This window comes from Rheinheimera sp. (genome assembly GCF_036568245.1).
In the GTDB taxonomy this organism is placed as follows: Bacteria; Pseudomonadota; Gammaproteobacteria; order Enterobacterales; family Alteromonadaceae; genus Alishewanella.
Genome location: NZ_DATCSY010000015.1, coordinates 1 through 19,262 on the forward strand (window position 1 = coordinate 1; position 19,262 = coordinate 19,262).

Genomic DNA, 19,262 nt, shown 5'->3' on the forward strand with positions numbered 1-19,262 from the left:
AGAAGAAACCGGCTTAAGCATCTTTAAAATCAAAGATATCAACCGCCGCATGTCAATCGGTGAGGCTAAAGCCCGCCGCGCGAAAAAAGAGATGGTTGAAGCTAACTTACGTCTGGTTATTTCTATCGCGAAGAAGTACACCAACCGCGGCTTACAGTTCCTGGACTTAATTCAGGAAGGTAACATCGGCCTGATGAAAGCAGTGGATAAGTTCGAATACCGTCGTGGTTATAAGTTCTCAACCTACGCCACCTGGTGGATCCGGCAGGCTATTACGCGTTCTATCGCGGACCAGGCCCGTACCATCCGTATCCCGGTACACATGATTGAAACGATCAATAAGCTGAACCGTATTTCACGCCAGATGCTGCAGGAAATGGGGCGCGAGCCTTCACCGGAAGAACTGTCTGAGCGCATGCAAATGCCGGAAGATAAGATCCGTAAAGTACTGAAGATCGCCAAAGAGCCTATTTCGATGGAGACGCCGATTGGTGATGATGAAGATTCACATCTGGGCGATTTTATCGAAGATGCCACCGGCGAATCGCCGCTGGACTCGGCCACCATGGAAAGCCTGAAAAACGCCACCAACGAAGTACTGGCAGGCTTAACAGCACGTGAAGCCAAAGTACTGCGGATGCGTTTTGGTATCGACATGAACACCGACCACACGTTGGAAGAAGTCGGTAAACAGTTTGACGTAACACGTGAGCGTATCCGTCAGATTGAAGCCAAAGCGCTGCGTAAACTGCGCCACCCGTCACGTTCAGAAGTACTAAAAAGCTTCCTCGACGAGTAAAGCAGCTATCCGGATAAAGGCGCCAACAGGCGCCTTTATTATTTTCGGCCGAATAAGCTTAAAAAATCAGCAATTAGGCACACTTAGCCTAACAAGCCGGATGACAAAGAGCGCAAAAGTTTTTATACTGCCTGCCGCTTTAATAGCGAATGGCCCCATAGCTCAGTTGGCTGAGGGGCGGTCGCCGCAAGGCGATGAGGGGTGACTTAACGTCACACCGAAAGACACGAAGGCGAGACCGTGGATGGTCGAGCCGGAATGAAGCTACAGGATGTACCCTGGCAGCTGTTACAAAAGTTTCGCATGGCCCCATAGCTCAGTTGGTTAGAGCGCTCGACTCATAATCGATCGGTCGCTGGTTCGAGTCCAGCTGGGGCCACCATTCTTACAACGCATACTATACCCTCTCACTCCAACGCTTTTCTCTCACCACCTGTCGTTTGCTGCAACGGTATTGCTTTGCTGCGTGCTATAAAAACACTCTGTGTATAAAATATACAACACGGAGAGAAGGTGAAAAATTTATTATTATGCGTAATGGGGTTATTTATGGCGACAGCCCACTGTAGTGAGCCTGAACTGACCATAGTACAAAAGCCGATACAAATGAATGACACCAGAACGGCGCTTACGCTGGATTATCTGAAACAGCGTTATGGTATCGAACAGCAAGAACCGACGATTACACCGACGATGGTCGTGGTGCATTGGACGGTGATCCCGACGTTAGAGCAGACTTTTGCTGCTTTTGATCCGGCTGAATTGCCTGCCGCCCGTGATGGCATTCGCAGCGGCGGCCAACTGAATGTGTCCAGCCAGTTTGTCATCGACCGCGACGGCACTATTTATCAGTTACTGCCGGAAACCTATATGGCAAGGCACACTATCGGCCTTAATTACACCGCTATAGGGATTGAAAACATCGCCGATGGTAACGACTTGCCCATGACAGATGCTCAACTGAGCGCTAATGCCCGCTTGATCCGCTATCTGGCAGGTAAATACCCGATTGAATTTGTGCTGGGCCACAGCGAGTACCAGGCTTTTAAAGGTACCCGCTGGTGGAAAGAACGTGATGCCAACTACATTACCGAGAAAAATGACCCGGACCCGGCCTTTATGCAGCGTTTGCGTGGCCAGTTAACCGATCTGGCACTGAAACCACTGCCCTGATACCCGCCAGCAAGCAGCGCAGTCAGGGTTTATCTGCGCTGTCTGGCGGTAATGGGGTTAGCTCGCCGGTGTGCAGATTAATGCGAAAATGGTCATAGGACACGCTGTCGCTAAACACCGCCAGCATATCAAACAGCAAGCCAAACTGTTTGCTGACATACGCCTTCAGGCTACCGCTGTGTTGGCCGCCAGTGACTGGCCGTTTGCTTTGCCCTGCCAGCTGAGCGGCCAAAAAGCGGTACTGCGTTAACCGCTCTGCGCTGATATCGGTCAGCGCCAGACTGCCGGCATTACGTAAGCGATAAAAATCCAGCGCCACATCAAAGCCGTGCCAACCGGCAAAGGTATCCAGCACTACACCAGCCTTTGCTGCATCCTGCTTCAACTTTTGCCGGGCGGTTTGCCACTGTGGGCTTTGCATCAGCTGTTCAAGCTGCTCAGGTGACTGTTGCAGCTGCGCCAACGTCATATCAGTTTTAAGCTGAGTCAGTACCGCCATCTGCTCTCCGTTTAGCGCCAACAACAACTCACGTAGCTCAACCGGCCACTCTGACGGCAGAAAGCGTTGCCGTGTCAGTTCGCGCAAATGCCAGTTGGCAAACTCGCGATAATTAGCTGACTGCAAAATATCGCGGTTCCAGGCTGATTGTGCATCTGTTTGCAGTAATTGCTGATGCTCAAGCCGGTAATGCTGAAACAACTCGTCAAAGCGTGGCACCTCATTTAGCACTACGGTATCTACCCCGACATGATTATCAGGCAATACCGTCAGCAGTTTGTAAGCCGGTACGTAAGCAGCTATCGATGGCGCCTGAATATTCAGCAGATAACTGCCATCGCTGTAATGGGCCAGATTAGTATTGTTCAGGTGCATATGGCCGCCGACATGCAGCCGAATGCCGGCTTTAGCTAAGGTGTGCCCTACGTCATCATCTGGTCTGCGCCCCAGCTGGGCGCTGTTTTTGCCAAGCAAACTGGCAATATGATCAGATTGGCCCTGATAAAACTCCAGCATCGGAAAGTGACTAAAAGTAAGCAGGGTTTTGCCCTGTTGTTGTGCCCGTCTGGCAACCTGCTCCGCCCAGGCGATAACATGCGGCTTGTACTTTAGCACTGCGTTGTAACCGGCATTACCTGAACCTTTAAACCCTGTGGGCTGTGCCTCATCCGGTATATAAACGTTGGCATCTATTGCCAGTAGCCACAAGCCCGGTACCGGCTCGACCAGATAGCTGGCATCAATCACCTGGCGGCACTCGGTATAGCCCGCCTGACGATAAGCGCCGCCGGCACCCTGACGGCAAATTTGATACTGCCGCTGCTCCAGTTCTGCCTGAGCCTGTGCCGTTGCCAGCTGATAACCCTTGGCGGAGTAGTCACTAAATGGCGTCTCCCAATACAGATCATCCGCCGTGGGGTAAAAACCAAAGGCTGACAACTCTGTCATCAGCTCGGCGTAGCCGGCTTCTTTTACCTGCTCTGAGCACACCAGGCGGCGATCTTCCGGCAGTGCTGTAGCATTTTCCGGGCAGCCAGCGGCACCAGCGCTGTATATCGGTTGCGGCTTGCCATCAACGCCCAAATAATCCGCTTTGCCAGCGGCGTGCCTGAGCGGGCGCACAGGATCATGATTGCCCAGTGTCAGCAAAAACCGCATGCCATGTTGCTGGCTATAACGCTGCAGTATTTGCTTTAAGCCCCTTACATGCACCGGCTGACCATCGTCACTGAAATCGCCCGGTAACACCACCAGCTTGACGCCTTTGGCTGCAATGTCGTCCAGCGCCGCCAGAAAAGCAAAGTAGTTTTCATTGAACAAACGGGTCGATTTGAGTTGCGCCGCCATAGTGCGGATAGCGGCTTGCTGGCCGCTTTTACGGTTAGCCAGGCCGCTAAAACCGTCGGTGCGGAAATCGGCATAAATATCGTGAAAGTGTACATCAGGCAAAAATGCGATCTGCACCGGCTGTATATCAGCCGCCTGCACCGTTACACCGGTAGCCCAAAAAGTAGCAGCAAGGGCTGCTGCGACCAGCCGCTTTGTCAGTAACCTAAGCAGTGATAACACCATAGCTTTATTCCGTTTTGTTGCATCAGAAAATATAAAGGCCACAGCAGTATTCTGTGGCCTTTACCATTATCGTTTTAACACTTAGAAATCGGCGCGCAGCCCCAGACTAATACGGCGGCCCGAGTACTCGCTCATCGTCGGGAATGCCGGGTCCATGGTATAGCCGGTGGTTTCCTCATCGGTCATGTTGATGCCTTTTAAGCTCAGCTTAACATTGTCGGTAAGCTGATAACCAATGGCGATATCCAACTGACCGTAAGCATCGCGGTATACCGGGTACATGCTGCGTTCAATACGCTCAACATACTTGTCTTTGTAGTTGTACGACAGGCGGGCGTCGAAGCTGTCATTCTCGTAATAGAATGTCAGGTTATAGGTGCTGTCAGCCAGGCCTTCCGGCGGCGTATCAATACCCAGTGATGATGCGCCTGTCAGGGTGTTATCCAGTTTGGTGTAGTTGGCATTAACGCCAAAACCATCCAGGGCATCATGCAGAATAGCCAGCGGGAACTGTGCAATCAGCTCAAGCCCGGTCACTTTATATGAGCCTTCGGCATTAACCGGCTGATACACATCAAAGTCGTAGTAACCATCCAGGGTGCCGTTGGCGTTACGTTTTTCTACATCTTTTACCACACCGGTCAGTGCTTCACGTACCACACCTTCAATGTCTTTCCAGAAATATGACGCAGCCAGAATACCACCATTTTCAAGATACCATTCCAAACCGGTTTCCCATTGCTTCGCCATGGTCGGTTTCAGATCCGGGTTACCATCTTTAAAGCGGAACTCGTTCCAGCTGACTGAGCGTTTGTAGGCAATGTCAGTCAGAGCCGGGCGCATTAAGGTTTCTGATGCCGCCGTGCGCCACAACACGCCATCCAGCAATTCAACCGTCATATTCAGGCTGGGCAGAATGTCGTTGTAACTACCTTCTTTTGAAATCGGCGCTGGCGTATAACCGTTAGAGCCGTCTTCGTTCTGGATCTGGTGATAACCAAATGAAAGTACTGAGGTATCTACCGCCCGCACACCAGCGTTTAGCACAACAGGCTTGCCAGCCAGGGTGAAATCGAAGTTTGCCATCGCATAAAGCGCCAGCACTTCTTCATCTACCCGGTAATAATCGGCTACGTTAAATGGCACAGCAAAACCGTCATAACGGAAAGTGTCGCGGGCATAGGCATTAGATACCTGCATCCAGTTTAAATCTTTGGCTTTGTAAGCACCGCCCGGCACAATATCGGTTACCCATTGCAGCTCGCTGTCGCTAAGCTTACGGCTGTTTACCCAGGATGAGTCTCCCGCCGCTGGCCCCTGAATTTTTGCCGAGCCAAAATTACGCTCTTTTGATTTATCGGTATAACGGGCCCCAAACTGTACGCTGGTCAACGCTGGCATAAACTCAAGCTGCAGCGCTTTTTTCACATCCAGCTGCAGTGCATATTTATCATCGCTTACCTCTTCCAGCTCAGTCTCATAAGCTTCAAACAGGTAGCTATCAGCCGCATCGTACATGTCGATACTGGCCGGGTTATCACTCTTAATAGTTTCGCCGCCATTAGCGGTATAGCGGGTACGTGATGGCGCATAGGCCACGTGCTTCAGGTTGGCATAGTCGGTGGTTTTCTCTGCACCGGAGTAACCTGCCAGCGCACGGATATCAAAGCCATTAATCAGCCAGTCCATCGTCAGGCTGAACTGATTGTAGTCAGTGTTATTGATGCGCTCTTTACTTAAAAACTCATGTTGTGTCGCGGCGTACGACACATCAGTCAGCACGGTAATGCCATCAGCTGCCAGCGTAGTATTGTCGTAGCTGTGAATTTGTTCAAAAGTGCTGATACTGGAGGCAGAATACGCCGCGGCATCATATTCATCTTCAGTGTTGTCATAGCCACCCAGCATGCCGTCGAACGTCAGGCTGAAGTTATTATCCGGCTTATACTGCAAGGATAAAGTCGCGCCCCATTTGTCCTGATCATTTAAGTACACGCGGTCACCGGCCTTATCCAGAAACACAATGCGGTTAGTGACATCAGTATCAAAACGGTCGTTAATCACAATGCCGGTATCGCGTTCCAGTACGGCAACGGCCTGATCTGACTGCGCCTGTTTACTGTCCGAGCCACGCTGTTCTAAAAAGCGGCCTGACGGGCGGAAATTGATACCTGAGTTAGAGTCAGTGCGGTTAGTACGCTGGGCTTTAGCAAAAGATACCAACGCGCCCCAGTCGCCAAAGGTATCGCTGGCTAAAAATGAGAACTTAGGATCAACTTCCTCTGAAATAGAGTTATGCGCACCTTCTGCCGACATGATCAGTTTGCGGCCCGGGAAATCAAACGGCCGCGCAGTACTGATTTGTACCGAACCGGCGATGCCGCCCTCTTCATCAGCTGCGGTAGGTGATTTTTGTACCGTTACGCTCTGGATAATTTCTGAGGCAAAAATATCAAATTCAACATCACGGCCGCCACTGCCTGACGCCGTTGCCAGGTCGTTAATCGATACATGAGTAAACTCGGTTGGCAGGCTGCGTACATTGACTTTGTCGCCAAGCCCTTTATTACGTTCTATCGTTACACCCGGCATACGCTGCAAGGCTTCCGCCAGGTTTTGCTCGGGAAAATCGGCGATATCGGTTGCGACGATTGAATCAGAAAAGCCAATATTGCTTTGCTTTAAATCGACGGCTTTTTCCAGGCTTTTGCTGTAAGAGCCTGTTACCGAAATCACTTCCACATTCTGCTCGTCAGCTGTTTGCGCCACGCTGTGCAGCGGCAAACACACCAGGCTGCCTAACAACAGCTGATGAATAACTCGGCTTAGGGCTTTGGGTTGAATTGGCAACGACTGATGATGCTGATTGAGGTACTTCATAGTATTTCCGTTTTGTAATATTAGGGGTTAGCGACAAATAGCTGTACCCAATACTACAAAACGGAGATGATACTTTTATTGCAAAAACTGAATATTTATACTTAATTAAGACATAAATATGTAATATTTATCCAGGTTTTAACCTACCCAACCAGCCTTACTCTGCCAGTAACTCCACGGCCAGTGGTGCCCTTGGCATAAGTTCCCGCCACCAAGCATGCTGACCGGTGCTATACCAGTTCGCCGCCGTCAAGCTGGCAACCTGACCAAAATGCGGCGTATATAATGCCACGGCATGCGCCGCCGCAGCGTTACTTACCCGCTCCAGCGGTTCATACCAGGCATGGAAAGCTAAATCGAAGGTACCGTTGTGCACCGGCACCATCACTTTGGCATCAACATCAAGATGTGCCTGCACGCTTTGCTCTGGCGTCATATGAATGTGTGGCCAGTCTTTGTCGTAAGCGCCGGTTTCGATAAACGCCACATCAAAGGGGCCATATTTCGTGCCTATTTGTTTAAAACCATCGAAATAGCCAGAGTCACCACTGAAATACACTGAGCCGGCAGCCGTTTTAATCACCCAGGAGCCCCACAGCGTAGTGTTACCATCGCCAATACCCCGGCCGGAAAAATGCTGGGTCGGGGTAAATGCGATCAGCGCATTAGTCGTTGTCAGCTCCTGCCACCAGTCAAACTGACTGATCTTTGCCGCTGGCACACCCCATTTTTGTAAATCAGCCTCAACCCCAAGCGGCACCAGAAAACGCTGTGTTTTAGCAGCGAGCTGCTTTATGCTGGCTTTATCCAGATGATCGTAATGATTGTGTGAAATCAATACTTTACTAATTGGTGGCAGTTCAGCCAGGCTGATAGGCGCCTGATGAAACCGTTTAGGGCCTAAAAACGAAAACGGCGATGCCCGCTGTGAAAATACCGGGTCAAGCAGCCAGTATTCACCATATACTTTCAGCAGCACTGACGAATGTCCCAGCTTAACAAAATGCAGGCTGTCATCCGGCAAGGCATCAAGCTCTGCACGGCTGATTTGTTTTAGCGGCAGCGGCAATGCCGGCACTTTATCAACAGCAGGCTCAGTGTAATAACGCTTGGCAATCGCCAGTGTTTTCATCAGCCCCGGTTGCTCAAACTGTGCCTCATTATGAAATTTACCATTCTGATAGCGTGCACTTTGCTGCACACTGATGCTACCGGTTGACGCTGTTATCTCGTTGTTCACTATCCACGCTCCTGCCGCAAGGGCTGTCAGGCTGCACAGCAGCCCGGTTAAACATCGGCTAATTAATCGCATATCCGTACCATAATGATATTACTGCCTGCGCAATAAACTACACGGTGCAGTTTACATTAACTAGGCAGCAAGTAAACTACTTAGTGCACTTTTTTCTGTGCTGCGCTACAATGCCCGCGAAATCAGAGGCGTAATAATGAAATTATCCGAACAGAAAAGGCTGCAAATCCTTGATGCGGCGGAAGAGTTATTCCACAGTTTTGGCGTAGAGAACACCAGTATGGATCAACTGGCGCTGCAGGCGCAGGTGTCCAAACGCACTGTGTACAATCATTTCGCCACTAAAGAACAGTTGTTTCAGGCGATTTTGCAGCGTATGTCGGACAAACTGCGCCAGGGCGGCGAAGTGCAATTTAACCCGGCATTACCGATTGCGGATCAGTTGCGCCGTATCGCCGCTGACGAGGTTGCACTGCTTAGCTCAGAGGCGCTGTTACGGGTAGCAAAAATTGCCATAGTACAAATGATGAAACAGCCTGAGCTGGCCCAGACAATGAATGACAACGCACTGGGCTGTAAACGCTACCTGGCCGATTTTCTGCAGCAAGCTTGTCAGGCTAACGTACTGACGATTGCCGATACAGTATTCGCCAGCCAGCAGTTTGTTTATCAGTTAAAATCCTTTGTGTTTTATCCGGCATTATTTGGTTTACATCAGGCCAGCGCGTCAGAGTTACAGCATATTATTGATGAAACCGTAGCGATGTTTTTAGCCCGCTACGGCAATTGCTCTGCGTCGCCTACCGGTTAACCAAACATCAGAAAACGGTGCGCCGCCGCACCGGCTTTAACCCCGGCCGCAGCAGCCAGCATGGCGTTATGCATAGGTGCCGCCATATCACCGGCGACAAATACTCCGCTGACAGAGCTTTGCTGCATGGCATCCGTTTTAACATAAGCGCCGGTTGGCCCCTGCTCCAGCTCACAGCCCAGTTGCTGCACCAGGCTGTGGCCAAAGCTGGTTTCTGACGCAACGTACACCACACCGGTTGCTATCTCGCGGCCATCCGCCAGTTTTACTGCACTTACGCCGTCAGCCTCACCCAATATTGCCACCACAGCTGTGTGCTCCACGGCTACGCCACGTTTTTGCAGCACAGCTTGCTGCTCAGGGTCCGGTAAGAACCGGCTCTGGCTGAAATAGGTCACCGGGCCCCAATCCGGCAGAATACTGGCCTGATGCACCGATGCCGCGCCATTGGCAATAACCGCTATCGGCTGCTGGCGGAATTCATAGCCATGACAGTACGGACAATGGATCACTGACTTACCCCAGCGTGGCTTCAGGCCGTCGATATCTGGCAACGTATCCACCAGCCCGGTGGCCAGGATAAGCACTTTAGTCTGATACTGCTGGCCTACTTCGTCTGTCACACTAAAGCCGTTAGCTTGCTGTTGTGCCGACTGCACCCTGCTCTGACGAAACGTCACACTCGGATACGCCAACAGCTGTTGCCAGGCCTTGCCCTGTAGCTCTGCCGGCGCCATGCCATCGGCGGCAAAAAAGCCGTGTGATGCAGTGGCAAAACGGTTACGTGGCTCGCCGGCATCTATCAGCAGCACCGAACGCTGGCCGCGGGCCAGCTGCATCGCAGCAGACAGTCCGGCAAAGCTGCCGCCAATCACTATTGCATCCCACATCATCATCATCTCCTGTTAGTAGCTGTTATCGCGACATCGCAACTTAAGAAACATCATAAGTTACGTAAAAAGCAAAAACAACTCATGTAACATAAAAAGTTTCTTAAAACTACGCTAGAATGGCTGACAATCTTTTTCAGATGAGTGTTTTATGCGTAAAGACAGTCGCTTATCGCGCATGCTACATGTGCTGGTGCATATGCATCATTTAGAGCAACCGGTTACCTCAGATAACATCGCCATAATGCTGGGCACTAACCCTGTTGTAGTGCGCCGCACGATGTCGCTGTTACGGGAGCAAGGCTATGTGAGTGCAGTGAAAGGCCACGGCGGCGGTTGGACGCTTGCCAAGCCGCTGCACTGTATTACTCTGCTGGATATTCATCGCTCGCTCAGTGAAGCCTCACTGTTCACCATAGGTTTAACCGACGAGCACACCAATTGCCCGATTGAAAAAGCAGTCAACCTGGCCATAGACGACGTGTTGCACGAAGCCGGGCAACTGGTGCTGCGCCGTTTTGCTGAAGTGACGCTGGATAAACTGGCAGTGGAGTACGCCGCCAAACTTAACTGAAACAGCGCGCTGCAGAAAATTATTTTGCTGTTGTCGATTTGCCCGCAGCTCAGTCGACTAAGCTGTGACACAAACTACTAACGTTCTCACAGCCAACAGGAGCATATTATGAGCGGCAATACTGTTACCCTGCACCGGGTGATTAAAGCAAAACCTGAGCGCGTCTACCGGGCCTTTTTAGACCCCGATGCACTGGTTAAGTGGTGTCCGCCACACGGTTTTACCGGCAAGGTACACAGTATGGATGCCCGCGTAGGCGGTGGCTATAAAATGTCATTTACCAATTTCAACACCGGCAGCAGCCACAGTTTTGGCGGCACTTACCTGGAGCTGAAACCTAATGAGCTGATCCGCTATAACGATCAGTTTGACGACCCGAACCTGCCCGGGCAAATGCAGGTAGTTGTCAGGTTAACGCCAGTGTTATGCGGCACTGAGCTGCACATTGAACAAAGCGGGATACCGGAGGCAATACCGGTAGAATTTTGCTACGCCGGCTGGCAGGAGTCGTTGCAATTATTAGCACAGCTTACCGAGCCGGAAATTCCGGATCAGGGTTAAGCGATAACCGGCTTAACCCTGTATCAGTGTTTATGTTACAGGCTGTTAAGAAAGGCCAGCAGGGCATTGCGCTCATTATCCGGCAATGCCTGATAATTATCATTGCTGGCCTGCCCTTCTCCGCCGTGCCAGCGGATGGCTTCATCAATACTGCGGGCACGGCCATCATGCAGGTAGCTGTGTTGCGGTGTGCAGTACTCATAACCATCCAGACCAAAGGCATCCCAGCCACGGCCGCCGGCGACACCTCCGGTAACACAGGCCGACAAACCTAAGCCCCAAAGCGGTGCAGTGCGCCACTCGGCACCACTGGCATTACCCTCGCCTAAATTGTCTGCCAGCCCCGGGCCCATATCGTGCAGCAACAGGTCGGTGTAAGGGTAAATGGTCTGATCGCGCAGTTCGGCCAGTGGGTGAAAACTGCTGGTTTGGTGGCTTTCGGTATGACAGCCATTACAGCCAATATTGCGGAAAACGTTTTTACCCTGGATCACCTGAGCATCGTTATAATCACGCTGTGGCCGCACGCCCAGCAGCGATACGTATTTCACCAGATTATCCAGATGCTGTTCAGGCAACTGCCTGCCACTGCTGGCACAACCGCTCTGGCTGCTGCCACAATCCGGGCTGGAGAACATTGCTGTCATCACGCCCATGTCGGTATTCAGCGCAGCGGCAACCTGGTGCCGTACACTGGCAGTAGCCGCTTTGTAACCAAACCGGCCCAGCCGGGTGTCACCGCTTTGCGGATCAGTTATCCGCTGTGCCCGGCCGGAAATACCATCACCATTGCTGTCGTTTTCATCTTCCAGCGCCAGTATCGCAGCTTCCGGTATCGCTTCAAGCAGGCCCATACCGTTTAACTGCGGCGCAATACGGGCTGAAAACAACTGCGGCACCACGCCACTGAACTGATAGTTTGGCTTACGCAGGCCGTTGCTTTCGGTAAAAGAGGCAATGGAAACATTGCCTTCACTGCTGGCAGCACCATTGGTTTTGCTTTGCAGCACACGGCCCAGTTGCGGGTGCGGGTTACCCGCGGCATCGGCGACTTTAAACACCCATTTATCCAGCGACTCGCCAATAGCCGCAACGGCTGCCCGGCCATTACGCACATGGCAACCGGCGCAGCGGTCATTGATGTAATGCGACCCACTTAAACCGGCCATATCAGTGAAAACACCGTTTTCAGCATGTTCATCATGGCTGCCATCTACTGCTGAGCTATGGTGCACACGACGGCCCAGCACAAACGGCTGGCCGTTGTCGTAGCCCAGATTAGTCGCCATCTGTTGAAAATGACCATCCGGCTCAGCCGTCATCTGCACGTGTAAGGTGGTATCACCACCGAGACGGGCAGCCGCAGGTACCGGTATCGAGTCACGTTGCAGGTAATTACCCGGCTGAAACACCTGTTTATCGGTGACATCCCACGGCACTATGCCCTGGCCAACAATGTATAAAAAGGTGGTGCCGTAATAATTTGAGCGACCGCGTGGCAGGGTGGCCGCATCAAGAAACTGGCTGATTTCAAACTCCAGCTTATCGCCCACCTGGATCGGCCGGCCTTCACGGCAGTTATAGCTTTCTTCTTTCCAGTAATGAGTATAGTCGACCATATTCATCACACCGTTACCGCAAAACTCGGCCAGCGTGTTCACCCCGATATACCACCAGCGGTTTTCTGCCTGTAAATCATCCAGTTTATTTTGCGTCACCACATTCATGCGGATGCTGCTGCCGCCTTTAGCGACGTAGTCAACAATCTCGATAGCGGCGGTTCTGTCTTCCCAGTAAAACGTCAGGTAATGATCGTAGGCCTGAAAATGGTTTTCTTTGGCATGCCTGTCGCGCGCCCGATCAGAAAAACGGGTCACCAGCGCATCGCCGCGGTCAAACTGAATGGCGGGTTCCAGCACGGTCGACGCGCTATACAGCGGCACCACATCAACCGAGGTTAACGGGCAGCCATTGGCGTTGACGGGCACGCCTGACGGCGTACCACTACAGTTATCCAGTGCATCTTCCACACCGTCGCCATCGCTGTCCTGGCCTGGTTCAGGCTGTGGGTCCGGATCAGGATCCGGCTGCGGGTTCACGCCACTGCTAAGAGTATAACTTTGCCACGGCGTATCTACCGCATAACCGTTAGCGGTGTCCCAGTAAGTGAAAAAGTAATTAAGCACTGCGCCAGCTGGTAGGCCCGATACCGCGTACTGGTTTACACCACTGGCTTGTTGCATAGCTACATTGATTTGGCCGCCGCTGTTCACCGTGTAATGCACATCGGCCCAGCTACTACTGTTAACGAAAAACCGTACGCTGTCTGCACTGGTTTGTGCTACTCCAAAAGCACCGCTGGCGGTCGGGCAACCATTGGCATCAACGGCTGCGCCCGGCGCAGTATTGCTACACTGATCGGCACTGTCCGCTATACCATCGCCGTCAGTATCCGCCTGCTGATTACTGTTGCCACCGCCGTGCCAGACAATATCGTCAATGGCGAACTGGAAGCTGTAACCCGGTAACTGGCCATCAACACTGGCAATGTAAAACATGCCGCTTAACGCCTGCAGCGCAATTAAACTGCCGCGCAAGTCGGCAACCGGTATCGTTACCTGCCCCCAGTCGCCGTTACGCACTAAACCATATTTGCTCTCATTGGCCGGAAAAGTGATCCAGTTCTGGTTGGTGTAATCGTCAGCTATGCCAATACGAAAACTGACATCTGCCGGTATCTTGATACGAAAGCTGACCGTGCCATCGGCAAAGTTACTCATATCGCGCAGCTGTCTGGCGTGTACCTCACCGCCAAACCACTGGTTCGGTGCCACATACTGCCAGGCAATAACGTTGTTGCCCTCTGCCGGTGCCGTATTGCCTGCCACTACTGAACTCTGGTTCCAGATATAGATATCCGAGCTGACGCCCGGCTGCAGGCTGTTGCTGACGGCAGTGCTGTCGGTAAACACACCGAAGCTGCCGGTTTCCGGCGGGTTAATATTGCCGCTGAATACCTGGCCCTGGCCGTTAAGCTGATATACGCGGATATAATCGAGATACATTTTGCCGGGCAGCGGTGCAGTCACCTGGCTGTTGTTTGCGGCATCGGTAAAGTTCCCCCCGACTGCCAGGTTTGCCAGCAGATAAAACGGCTGCTGCAGTTCACTGGACTCGGCTGTAATGCTGATAGGCGCATCATACATATCGTACTCGACACCATTGTCAACCACGGTAAAACGTAGCTGGCTGTCGGTCCAATAAGTGCGGTAAGTCACAAAACGGTTACTCAGCGGCTGCGCAGCGACATAGGCATTGTCGGTTTGCCAGGCGGTCATTGCGGCGCAGGTTGGATTTTCCGGCACACAGGCGGCGTCAGCATAAAAAATGGCATTGGCCCCCACATAGCTGTTGATATTGGCACCGGCATGGCCGGAGTCTGCCCGCGCCTGCGCCCGGTGGCCCATTTCCATCATGTCAATTTCGCCTTTGGCCGGCCAGCTGGCGGTACTGGTACCCAACATCCACGCCGCTGGCCATAAACCGGTGGCCAAATCAGGCACCCGCATCCGTACTTCTATCATGCCGTACTGCACTGCCAGTTTATGCTGGCTGTCTATTTTGCCAGAGCTGAAAGCGCGGCCGCCGATATTGTCGTTACGGGCCTGAAATACCAGGGCTTTGTTGCCAGGCTCGCCGGGCACATCTTCAATACTGAGGTTATTGCTGCTGTACCATTGCAGTTCCTGATTACCCCAGCCACATAAGCCAATAGCGCAACCATCGCCTTCGTTTGGCGTCCAGTTGTTGCTGTTCAACGTATTGAAATTATCTTCAAACAGTAAGTTGCCAATTTGCGGATTACTGACATCGGCAACAGCTGGCTGCACCAGCAGCAGGCTGCATAACGCCAGCGATGTTCTGATCATTGTTTTCATTTGCACAAACCCATCGGTTGCAGGTTAAGTTAACTGTCACGCCATAGCGTTAACTGCATGCCAGGGCGCGCCGTATCAGGCAATGCTGATAGGAAAGACAGCCTGGCTGTCTTTCAAATGAAGTGTGCTAACGTCGCCACGCGCCACCATCAGGGTTAGCTGCCGGTTGCGTTGCTGTCATGGCGTTATTACCGGTATTAGCCGGTGGTATTATCTTATCCTGTCCTGAGGCGCTTATTTTCTCTGCCTTGTCACAGTTTGCGCAGGCAATATTGTTGTATTGATGTTAAAATGTAAGCGCTTTCTTAAGGCTAGATGATTCACCTGTAACGGTCAAGCAGTATGATAAAACTCTGGTTGGATAAGGGATAACAGCGGAAGTCGCGACAGACAGCAAACTGCCTGTCGCGGTGTAGCATTAACGGACGATATCCATCTCTTCGAGTAGATTTTGTGCGCCATCAACATGCTCCATCAGCCACAGCACGTAGCGGATATCAACATGAATAGCACGGGTAATTTCCGGGTTAAAATACCAGTCTTTGGTGATCGACTCATAAGTTGAGTCAAAGTTTAACCCGACCAGCTCGCCTTTGCCGTTCATTACCGCGGAGCCCGAGTTACCGCCGGTGGTGTCAGCGCTGGATAAAAAGTTAACCGGTACCGAATTAAAGGCCTTTACCTCGGGTTTGGCGCAACCGCCAATACGGCACAGCAGGCCCGGTTTATATTCTGGCGCTAAATCGGTGTAGTAGTAACCATCGGTTTTACCTGCGTTGTAGGCATCTACCAGTTTCTGCGGCAGGCTGAACGGATATTCGTCCTGACGCTTGGCAATAAGGCCTTTTACCGACGTAAAGGGTGTTTTATACACACCATCTTTGGCCGGGTAACCATCAACTGTGCCGTAAGTGATACGTAGCGTACTGTTGGCATCGGGGTATACCGGCTTGCCCAGCGTTTTGTTGTAAGCAATGATTGCCTGCATATAAGCCGGGCGCACCTGAGACAGCTTGCCCGCTAAGGTTTTTTCTTCCAGCTCAAGTGCTTTATTTTTGGCATAAATCGCAACCGCCAGCTTGATAAACGGGTCGCTGCTGTTGGCAAATTCAGCCGGTGCTTTACCCAGCCAGGCTTTACGGCCAGCAGTGCTGGTTAGCGCGCTTTGTGGGTATAACGCCGCCAGTTTATCGCTGATTTGCGCCTGGCTCATGCCCGGTGTTAACCCCAGCGCAGCATCCAGCTCGCTTACCCGCACCGCATCAGGCTGGGCCAGGTATTCGGCCAGTTGCTCTGACCAAATGGCTAAGTCCATTGTCGGGTGAAAGCTTTTTTCCATCCGCGTTAAACGGTTGTCAATCATCGCCAGATCGCGCTGCTGAAAACCCATTTCGCGCTGTGCATCCGGCTTTTCGCTTTCTACCGCCAGGCGGTATAACAGCATGGCCGCCTGCAACATATCGCTGCGCTTGGCGTTGTCAAAGTAGTAGGTTTGCTGAGTATAAGCCTGCTCGGCATCAATCACTGTTTTCAGTGCAGCAATACTTTGTTGGTACTGCTGATAGGCGCTATCGCTGTTGATCCAGTTCAGCAGTTCTTGTTCCTGCTGCTGTTTAATGGCGTGAATATCGGTCACTTTAAAGCCATCCAGCAAGCCTTGCAGTTTTTTCATCCGGTTGTTCAGGCTTTTAACTGTAGAGGCATATTTAACTTTCAGATCGGCATCGGTCGCGCCTAAGCGGTCAATGGTATTGATAATTTGCTGGTAGGTTTTCACTTGCGCCGGGTATTGCCAGTCAGCGGCAAAGGCAATTTCATCAGCCAGCCGGTAACGGCTGGTGCGGCCCGGGTAACCGGCCAGTAAAATGCCATCGCCAGCACGTACACCACTGGCATTTACTTTCAGGTAATGTTTGCTCTGGTACGGTACGTTATCTACTGAATACGGCGCCGGTTTACCATCTTTGCCAACATAGCCGCGCAAAAAGGTGTAATCGCCGGTATGACGCGGGTATTCAAAGTTATCAATATCGCCGCCAAAGTTACCTATGGCTTCACTTGGCGCATACACCAGGCGCACATCCTGCAGCATCAGCTGTTTAATCTGAAAATACTGCATACCGTGATGAAAACTGACCACCGAGCAGCGGTAGTTTGCGTCTGACTCACAGCTTTTAATCAGTGCTTTACGGTTGGTTTCAATCGCTTCGTAGCGCTCACTGCCGCTTAGCTCAGCCGGTAAATTACCGGATACCTGCGCAGTAACATCAGTCACTGATTCAGTAATATATAACCGCTCCTGCGCCCCGGCCGGTAACTCTTCGCCCTGGCTTTTAGCCAGAAAACCTTTCTCGATCAGATTGTTATCTTTGGTTGAGTTATTCTGAATGGCGTTATAACCACAGTGATGGTTAGTCACCACCAGACCACTCGGCGATACAAAAGAGGCTGAGCAGTAGCCCAGGCTGACAATGGCGCTCATCGGGTACTGGCTTAAATCAGCCAGCTGCTTGCCAGGGATCTCAATGCCTTTGGCGCTAAGTTCGGCCTGCAGCTCTGCCAGCTGATGTGGCTGCCACTGACCTTCATCGGCAACAGCTACAAAGCTTACGCCCAGCGCGGCGGCCATTAACAGGTATTTAGTGTTCATAGTTATTCCGTGGAAAATGTTATTGTCGTTTTACGTCGGGTTAAATTATCCATGTTCAACGCCGCCGGGCAAGCCGGATACGCTAACTGCGTTGTATTTACGTTAAGCTGCGCCAAAACAGCGCAGACAGCACGATGAAATTACGCTAACCTGAGCCAGGTTATAAAACTGTCATTGCCGTTAAGCACTCCCCTTCAAGGTAACTATATGATAATAAAAACGTTACGCCGCAGTACTTTGCTTGCTGCTCTGGGCCTGTTCAGCCTGTCAGCCAACGCACAGAGCCACCAGCTTAACCAGGCCGAAGCCGATAAACTGGTGAGCCTGCCGCTGCACTGTGTAGAAACCCCTTATCCGTATAAAACCGGTTGGGTATTGGCTAGCGCGGCAGATTTGCAGCCACCGTCGCTGGTGCATCCGGTATTTTTTGGTTGCTTCGACTGGCACAGCGCCGTGCATGGTTACTGGTCACTGGTGACGTTGCTCAGCCAGTTTCCACAGCTTACCCAGGCCGATGCCGTTAAATCAGTATTAAACCGTAACCTGAGCGCAGAAAATGTGGCGCAGGAAGCCGCATTTTTTAAGAAGGACATTAATGCCTCGTTTGAACGCACTTACGGCTGGGCCTGGCTACTGAAGCTGCAGTTGGAACTGCAGCAATGGCAGGACCCGATGGCAAAACAACTGGCAGCTAACCTGCAGCCGTTAACCGATGTGATAGTGCAGCGTTATCTCGATTTTCTGCCACGGCTGCGTTATCCGGTACGGGTCGGCGAGCACAGCAACACGGCCTTTGGTTTAAGCTTTGCCTACGACTACGCCGAGCAAACCGGCCACAGCGCGCTTAAAACGTTAATCACCGAGCGCGCCAAAGCATTTTACCTGCAGGATAAGCAGTGCCCGTTAAACTGGGAGCCTAGCGGCTACGACTTTTTATCGCCTTGCCTGGAAGAAATGGGCTTAATGCAACGCATTTTACCGGCAGATGAATTCACCCCCTGGTTGCAGGCTTACCTGCCACAGCTAAGCAACACCAGCTTCACGCTGGCGCCCGGTGAAGTGGGCGACAGAACCGATGGCAAATTAGTGCACCTGGATGGGTTAAACTTCAGCCGTGGCTGGAACCTGTATCAGCTGGCGAAGCAATATCCGCAATATGCGCACTTGCGCACCATTGCCGACCAGCATCTGGCCTATTCCTACCCTAACCTGATTGGCGACAGCTACGAGGGTGGCCACTGGCTGGGCAGCTTCGCTATTCATGCGCTGAACAACAGCAAGTAATGGCGTTAGCAACATTGTTATGATGACGGCGGAACAGGTTACGCTTCCGCCGTGTCCCGGATTGCATTTATTTGCATTATCCAAATCAGACAAAAATAATCTTCACCCCTGCTTGAAATAGCATAACTACAACATATATACCGACAGGTACAAATTAGTTATGTCTGATATAAGGTAGGAAGTACAGATGTCGAAGATTACCGATTTACTAAACTGGCGCTATGCCGCGAAAAAACTTCAGGCCGACAAGGCGGTTCCGCAAGAAAAGCTGGAACATATTCTGGAGGCGATTCGCTTAAGTGCCAGCTCAAGCGGCTTACAACCTTATCAGGTGCTGGTGGTAACCGACGCGGAACTGAAAGCACAAATTCGTCCAGTG

General features: G+C 51.7%; 13 protein-coding genes and 1 tRNA gene. 8 read left to right on the forward strand and 6 right to left on the reverse strand.

Going from position 1 to position 19,262, the window contains the following annotated elements; translation table 11 throughout:
• The 3 genes from rpoD to VIN66_RS00590 all read left to right on the forward strand — a co-directional run.
• Positions 1–799 (forward strand): RNA polymerase sigma factor RpoD (gene rpoD, locus VIN66_RS00580; protein ID WP_331922181.1); only part of this gene is annotated, 799 nt, incomplete at its 5' end.
• A 305-nt stretch (positions 800–1,104) separates the two neighbouring features.
• Positions 1,105–1,181, forward strand: a tRNA-Ile gene (locus VIN66_RS00585).
• A gap of 131 nt (positions 1,182–1,312) precedes the next feature.
• On the forward strand, positions 1,313–1,972 hold the full coding sequence (locus VIN66_RS00590) for a peptidoglycan recognition family protein (RefSeq protein WP_331922182.1): 660 nt from the start codon (positions 1,313–1,315) through the stop codon (positions 1,970–1,972).
• Positions 1,973–1,994: 22 nt separating this feature from the next.
• Here the strand turns inward: VIN66_RS00590 and VIN66_RS00595 are convergent, their stop codons facing one another.
• The 3 genes from VIN66_RS00595 to VIN66_RS00605 all read right to left on the reverse strand — a co-directional run bounded on the left by VIN66_RS00595 (position 1,995) and on the right by VIN66_RS00605 (position 8,163).
• Positions 1,995–4,043 carry a metallophosphoesterase gene (locus VIN66_RS00595; protein ID WP_331922183.1) on the reverse strand — a complete coding sequence of 683 codons (2,049 nt, stop codon included), beginning with the start codon at positions 4,041–4,043 and terminating at the stop codon, positions 1,995–1,997.
• Positions 4,044–4,124: 81 nt separating this feature from the next.
• Complete coding sequence (locus VIN66_RS00600; RefSeq protein WP_331922184.1) at positions 4,125–6,923, reverse strand: TonB-dependent receptor; 2,799 nt, start codon at positions 6,921–6,923, stop codon at positions 4,125–4,127.
• Positions 6,924–7,080: 157 nt separating this feature from the next.
• Positions 7,081–8,163 (reverse strand): MBL fold metallo-hydrolase, encoded by a 1,083-nt coding sequence (locus tag VIN66_RS00605; protein ID WP_331922185.1) that lies wholly within the window; start codon positions 8,161–8,163, stop codon positions 7,081–7,083.
• A gap of 208 nt (positions 8,164–8,371) precedes the next feature.
• On the opposite strand from VIN66_RS00605, the gene VIN66_RS00610 reads away from it, so the two are divergent.
• Complete coding sequence (locus tag VIN66_RS00610) at positions 8,372–8,986, forward strand: TetR/AcrR family transcriptional regulator (protein ID WP_331922186.1); 615 nt, start codon at positions 8,372–8,374, stop codon at positions 8,984–8,986.
• Here the strand turns inward: VIN66_RS00610 and VIN66_RS00615 are convergent.
• Positions 8,983–9,885 carry an NAD(P)/FAD-dependent oxidoreductase gene (locus VIN66_RS00615; protein WP_331922187.1) on the reverse strand — a complete coding sequence of 301 codons (903 nt, stop codon included), beginning with the start codon at positions 9,883–9,885 and terminating at the stop codon, positions 8,983–8,985. The genes VIN66_RS00610 and VIN66_RS00615 overlap by 4 nt on opposite strands.
• Positions 9,886–10,027: 142 nt before the next feature.
• On the opposite strand from VIN66_RS00615, the gene VIN66_RS00620 reads away from it, so the two are divergent.
• On the forward strand, positions 10,028–10,450 hold the full coding sequence (locus VIN66_RS00620) for an Rrf2 family transcriptional regulator (RefSeq protein WP_331922188.1): 423 nt from the start codon (positions 10,028–10,030) through the stop codon (positions 10,448–10,450).
• 105 nt (positions 10,451–10,555) lie between these two features.
• Entirely contained in the window at positions 10,556–11,011 is a 456-nt protein-coding gene (locus VIN66_RS00625) for an SRPBCC family protein (RefSeq protein WP_414709847.1), read from the forward strand.
• Positions 11,012–11,046: 35 nt separating this feature from the next.
• Here VIN66_RS00625 and VIN66_RS00630 read toward each other — a convergent pair whose 3' ends face one another.
• Together VIN66_RS00630 and VIN66_RS00635 are read right to left on the reverse strand one after the other, a co-directional pair.
• Positions 11,047–14,949, reverse strand: a complete 3,903-nt coding sequence (locus VIN66_RS00630) for a di-heme oxidoredictase family protein (RefSeq protein ID WP_331922190.1) — start codon at positions 14,947–14,949, stop codon at positions 11,047–11,049.
• 418 nt (positions 14,950–15,367) lie between these two features.
• Positions 15,368–17,599 carry a S46 family peptidase gene (locus tag VIN66_RS00635; RefSeq protein ID WP_331922191.1) on the reverse strand — a complete coding sequence of 744 codons (2,232 nt, stop codon included), beginning with the start codon at positions 17,597–17,599 and terminating at the stop codon, positions 15,368–15,370.
• Between the two features lie 207 nt (positions 17,600–17,806).
• On the opposite strand from VIN66_RS00635, the gene VIN66_RS00640 reads away from it, so the two are divergent.
• Both VIN66_RS00640 and VIN66_RS00645 read left to right on the forward strand, forming a co-directional pair.
• Positions 17,807–18,883, forward strand: a complete 1,077-nt coding sequence (locus VIN66_RS00640) for a DUF2891 domain-containing protein (RefSeq protein ID WP_331922192.1) — start codon at positions 17,807–17,809, stop codon at positions 18,881–18,883.
• 187 nt (positions 18,884–19,070) lie between these two features.
• Positions 19,071–19,262, forward strand: a 192-nt coding sequence (locus tag VIN66_RS00645) for a nitroreductase family protein (RefSeq protein WP_331922193.1), incomplete at its 3' end; no start/stop codon positions are given.

What these genes read in the sequence shown, in the direction of transcription:
- VIN66_RS00595 (WP_331922183.1), bottom strand. Translation starts at nt 4,043, where the DNA reads ATGGTGTTATCACTGCTTAGGTTACTGACAAAGCGGCTGGTCGCAGCA.
- VIN66_RS00600 (WP_331922184.1), bottom strand. Translation starts at nt 6,923, where the DNA reads ATGAAGTACCTCAATCAGCATCATCAGTCGTTGCCAATTCAACCCAAA.
- VIN66_RS00610 (WP_331922186.1), top strand. Translation starts at nt 8,372, where the DNA reads ATGAAATTATCCGAACAGAAAAGGCTGCAAATCCTTGATGCGGCGGAA.
- VIN66_RS00615 (WP_331922187.1), bottom strand. Translation starts at nt 9,885, where the DNA reads ATGATGATGATGTGGGATGCAATAGTGATTGGCGGCAGCTTTGCCGGA.
- VIN66_RS00620 (WP_331922188.1), top strand. Translation starts at nt 10,028, where the DNA reads ATGCGTAAAGACAGTCGCTTATCGCGCATGCTACATGTGCTGGTGCAT.
- VIN66_RS00630 (WP_331922190.1), bottom strand. Translation starts at nt 14,949, where the DNA reads ATGAAAACAATGATCAGAACATCGCTGGCGTTATGCAGCCTGCTGCTG.
- VIN66_RS00635 (WP_331922191.1), bottom strand. Translation starts at nt 17,599, where the DNA reads ATGAACACTAAATACCTGTTAATGGCCGCCGCGCTGGGCGTAAGCTTT.
- VIN66_RS00640 (WP_331922192.1), top strand. Translation starts at nt 17,807, where the DNA reads ATGATAATAAAAACGTTACGCCGCAGTACTTTGCTTGCTGCTCTGGGC.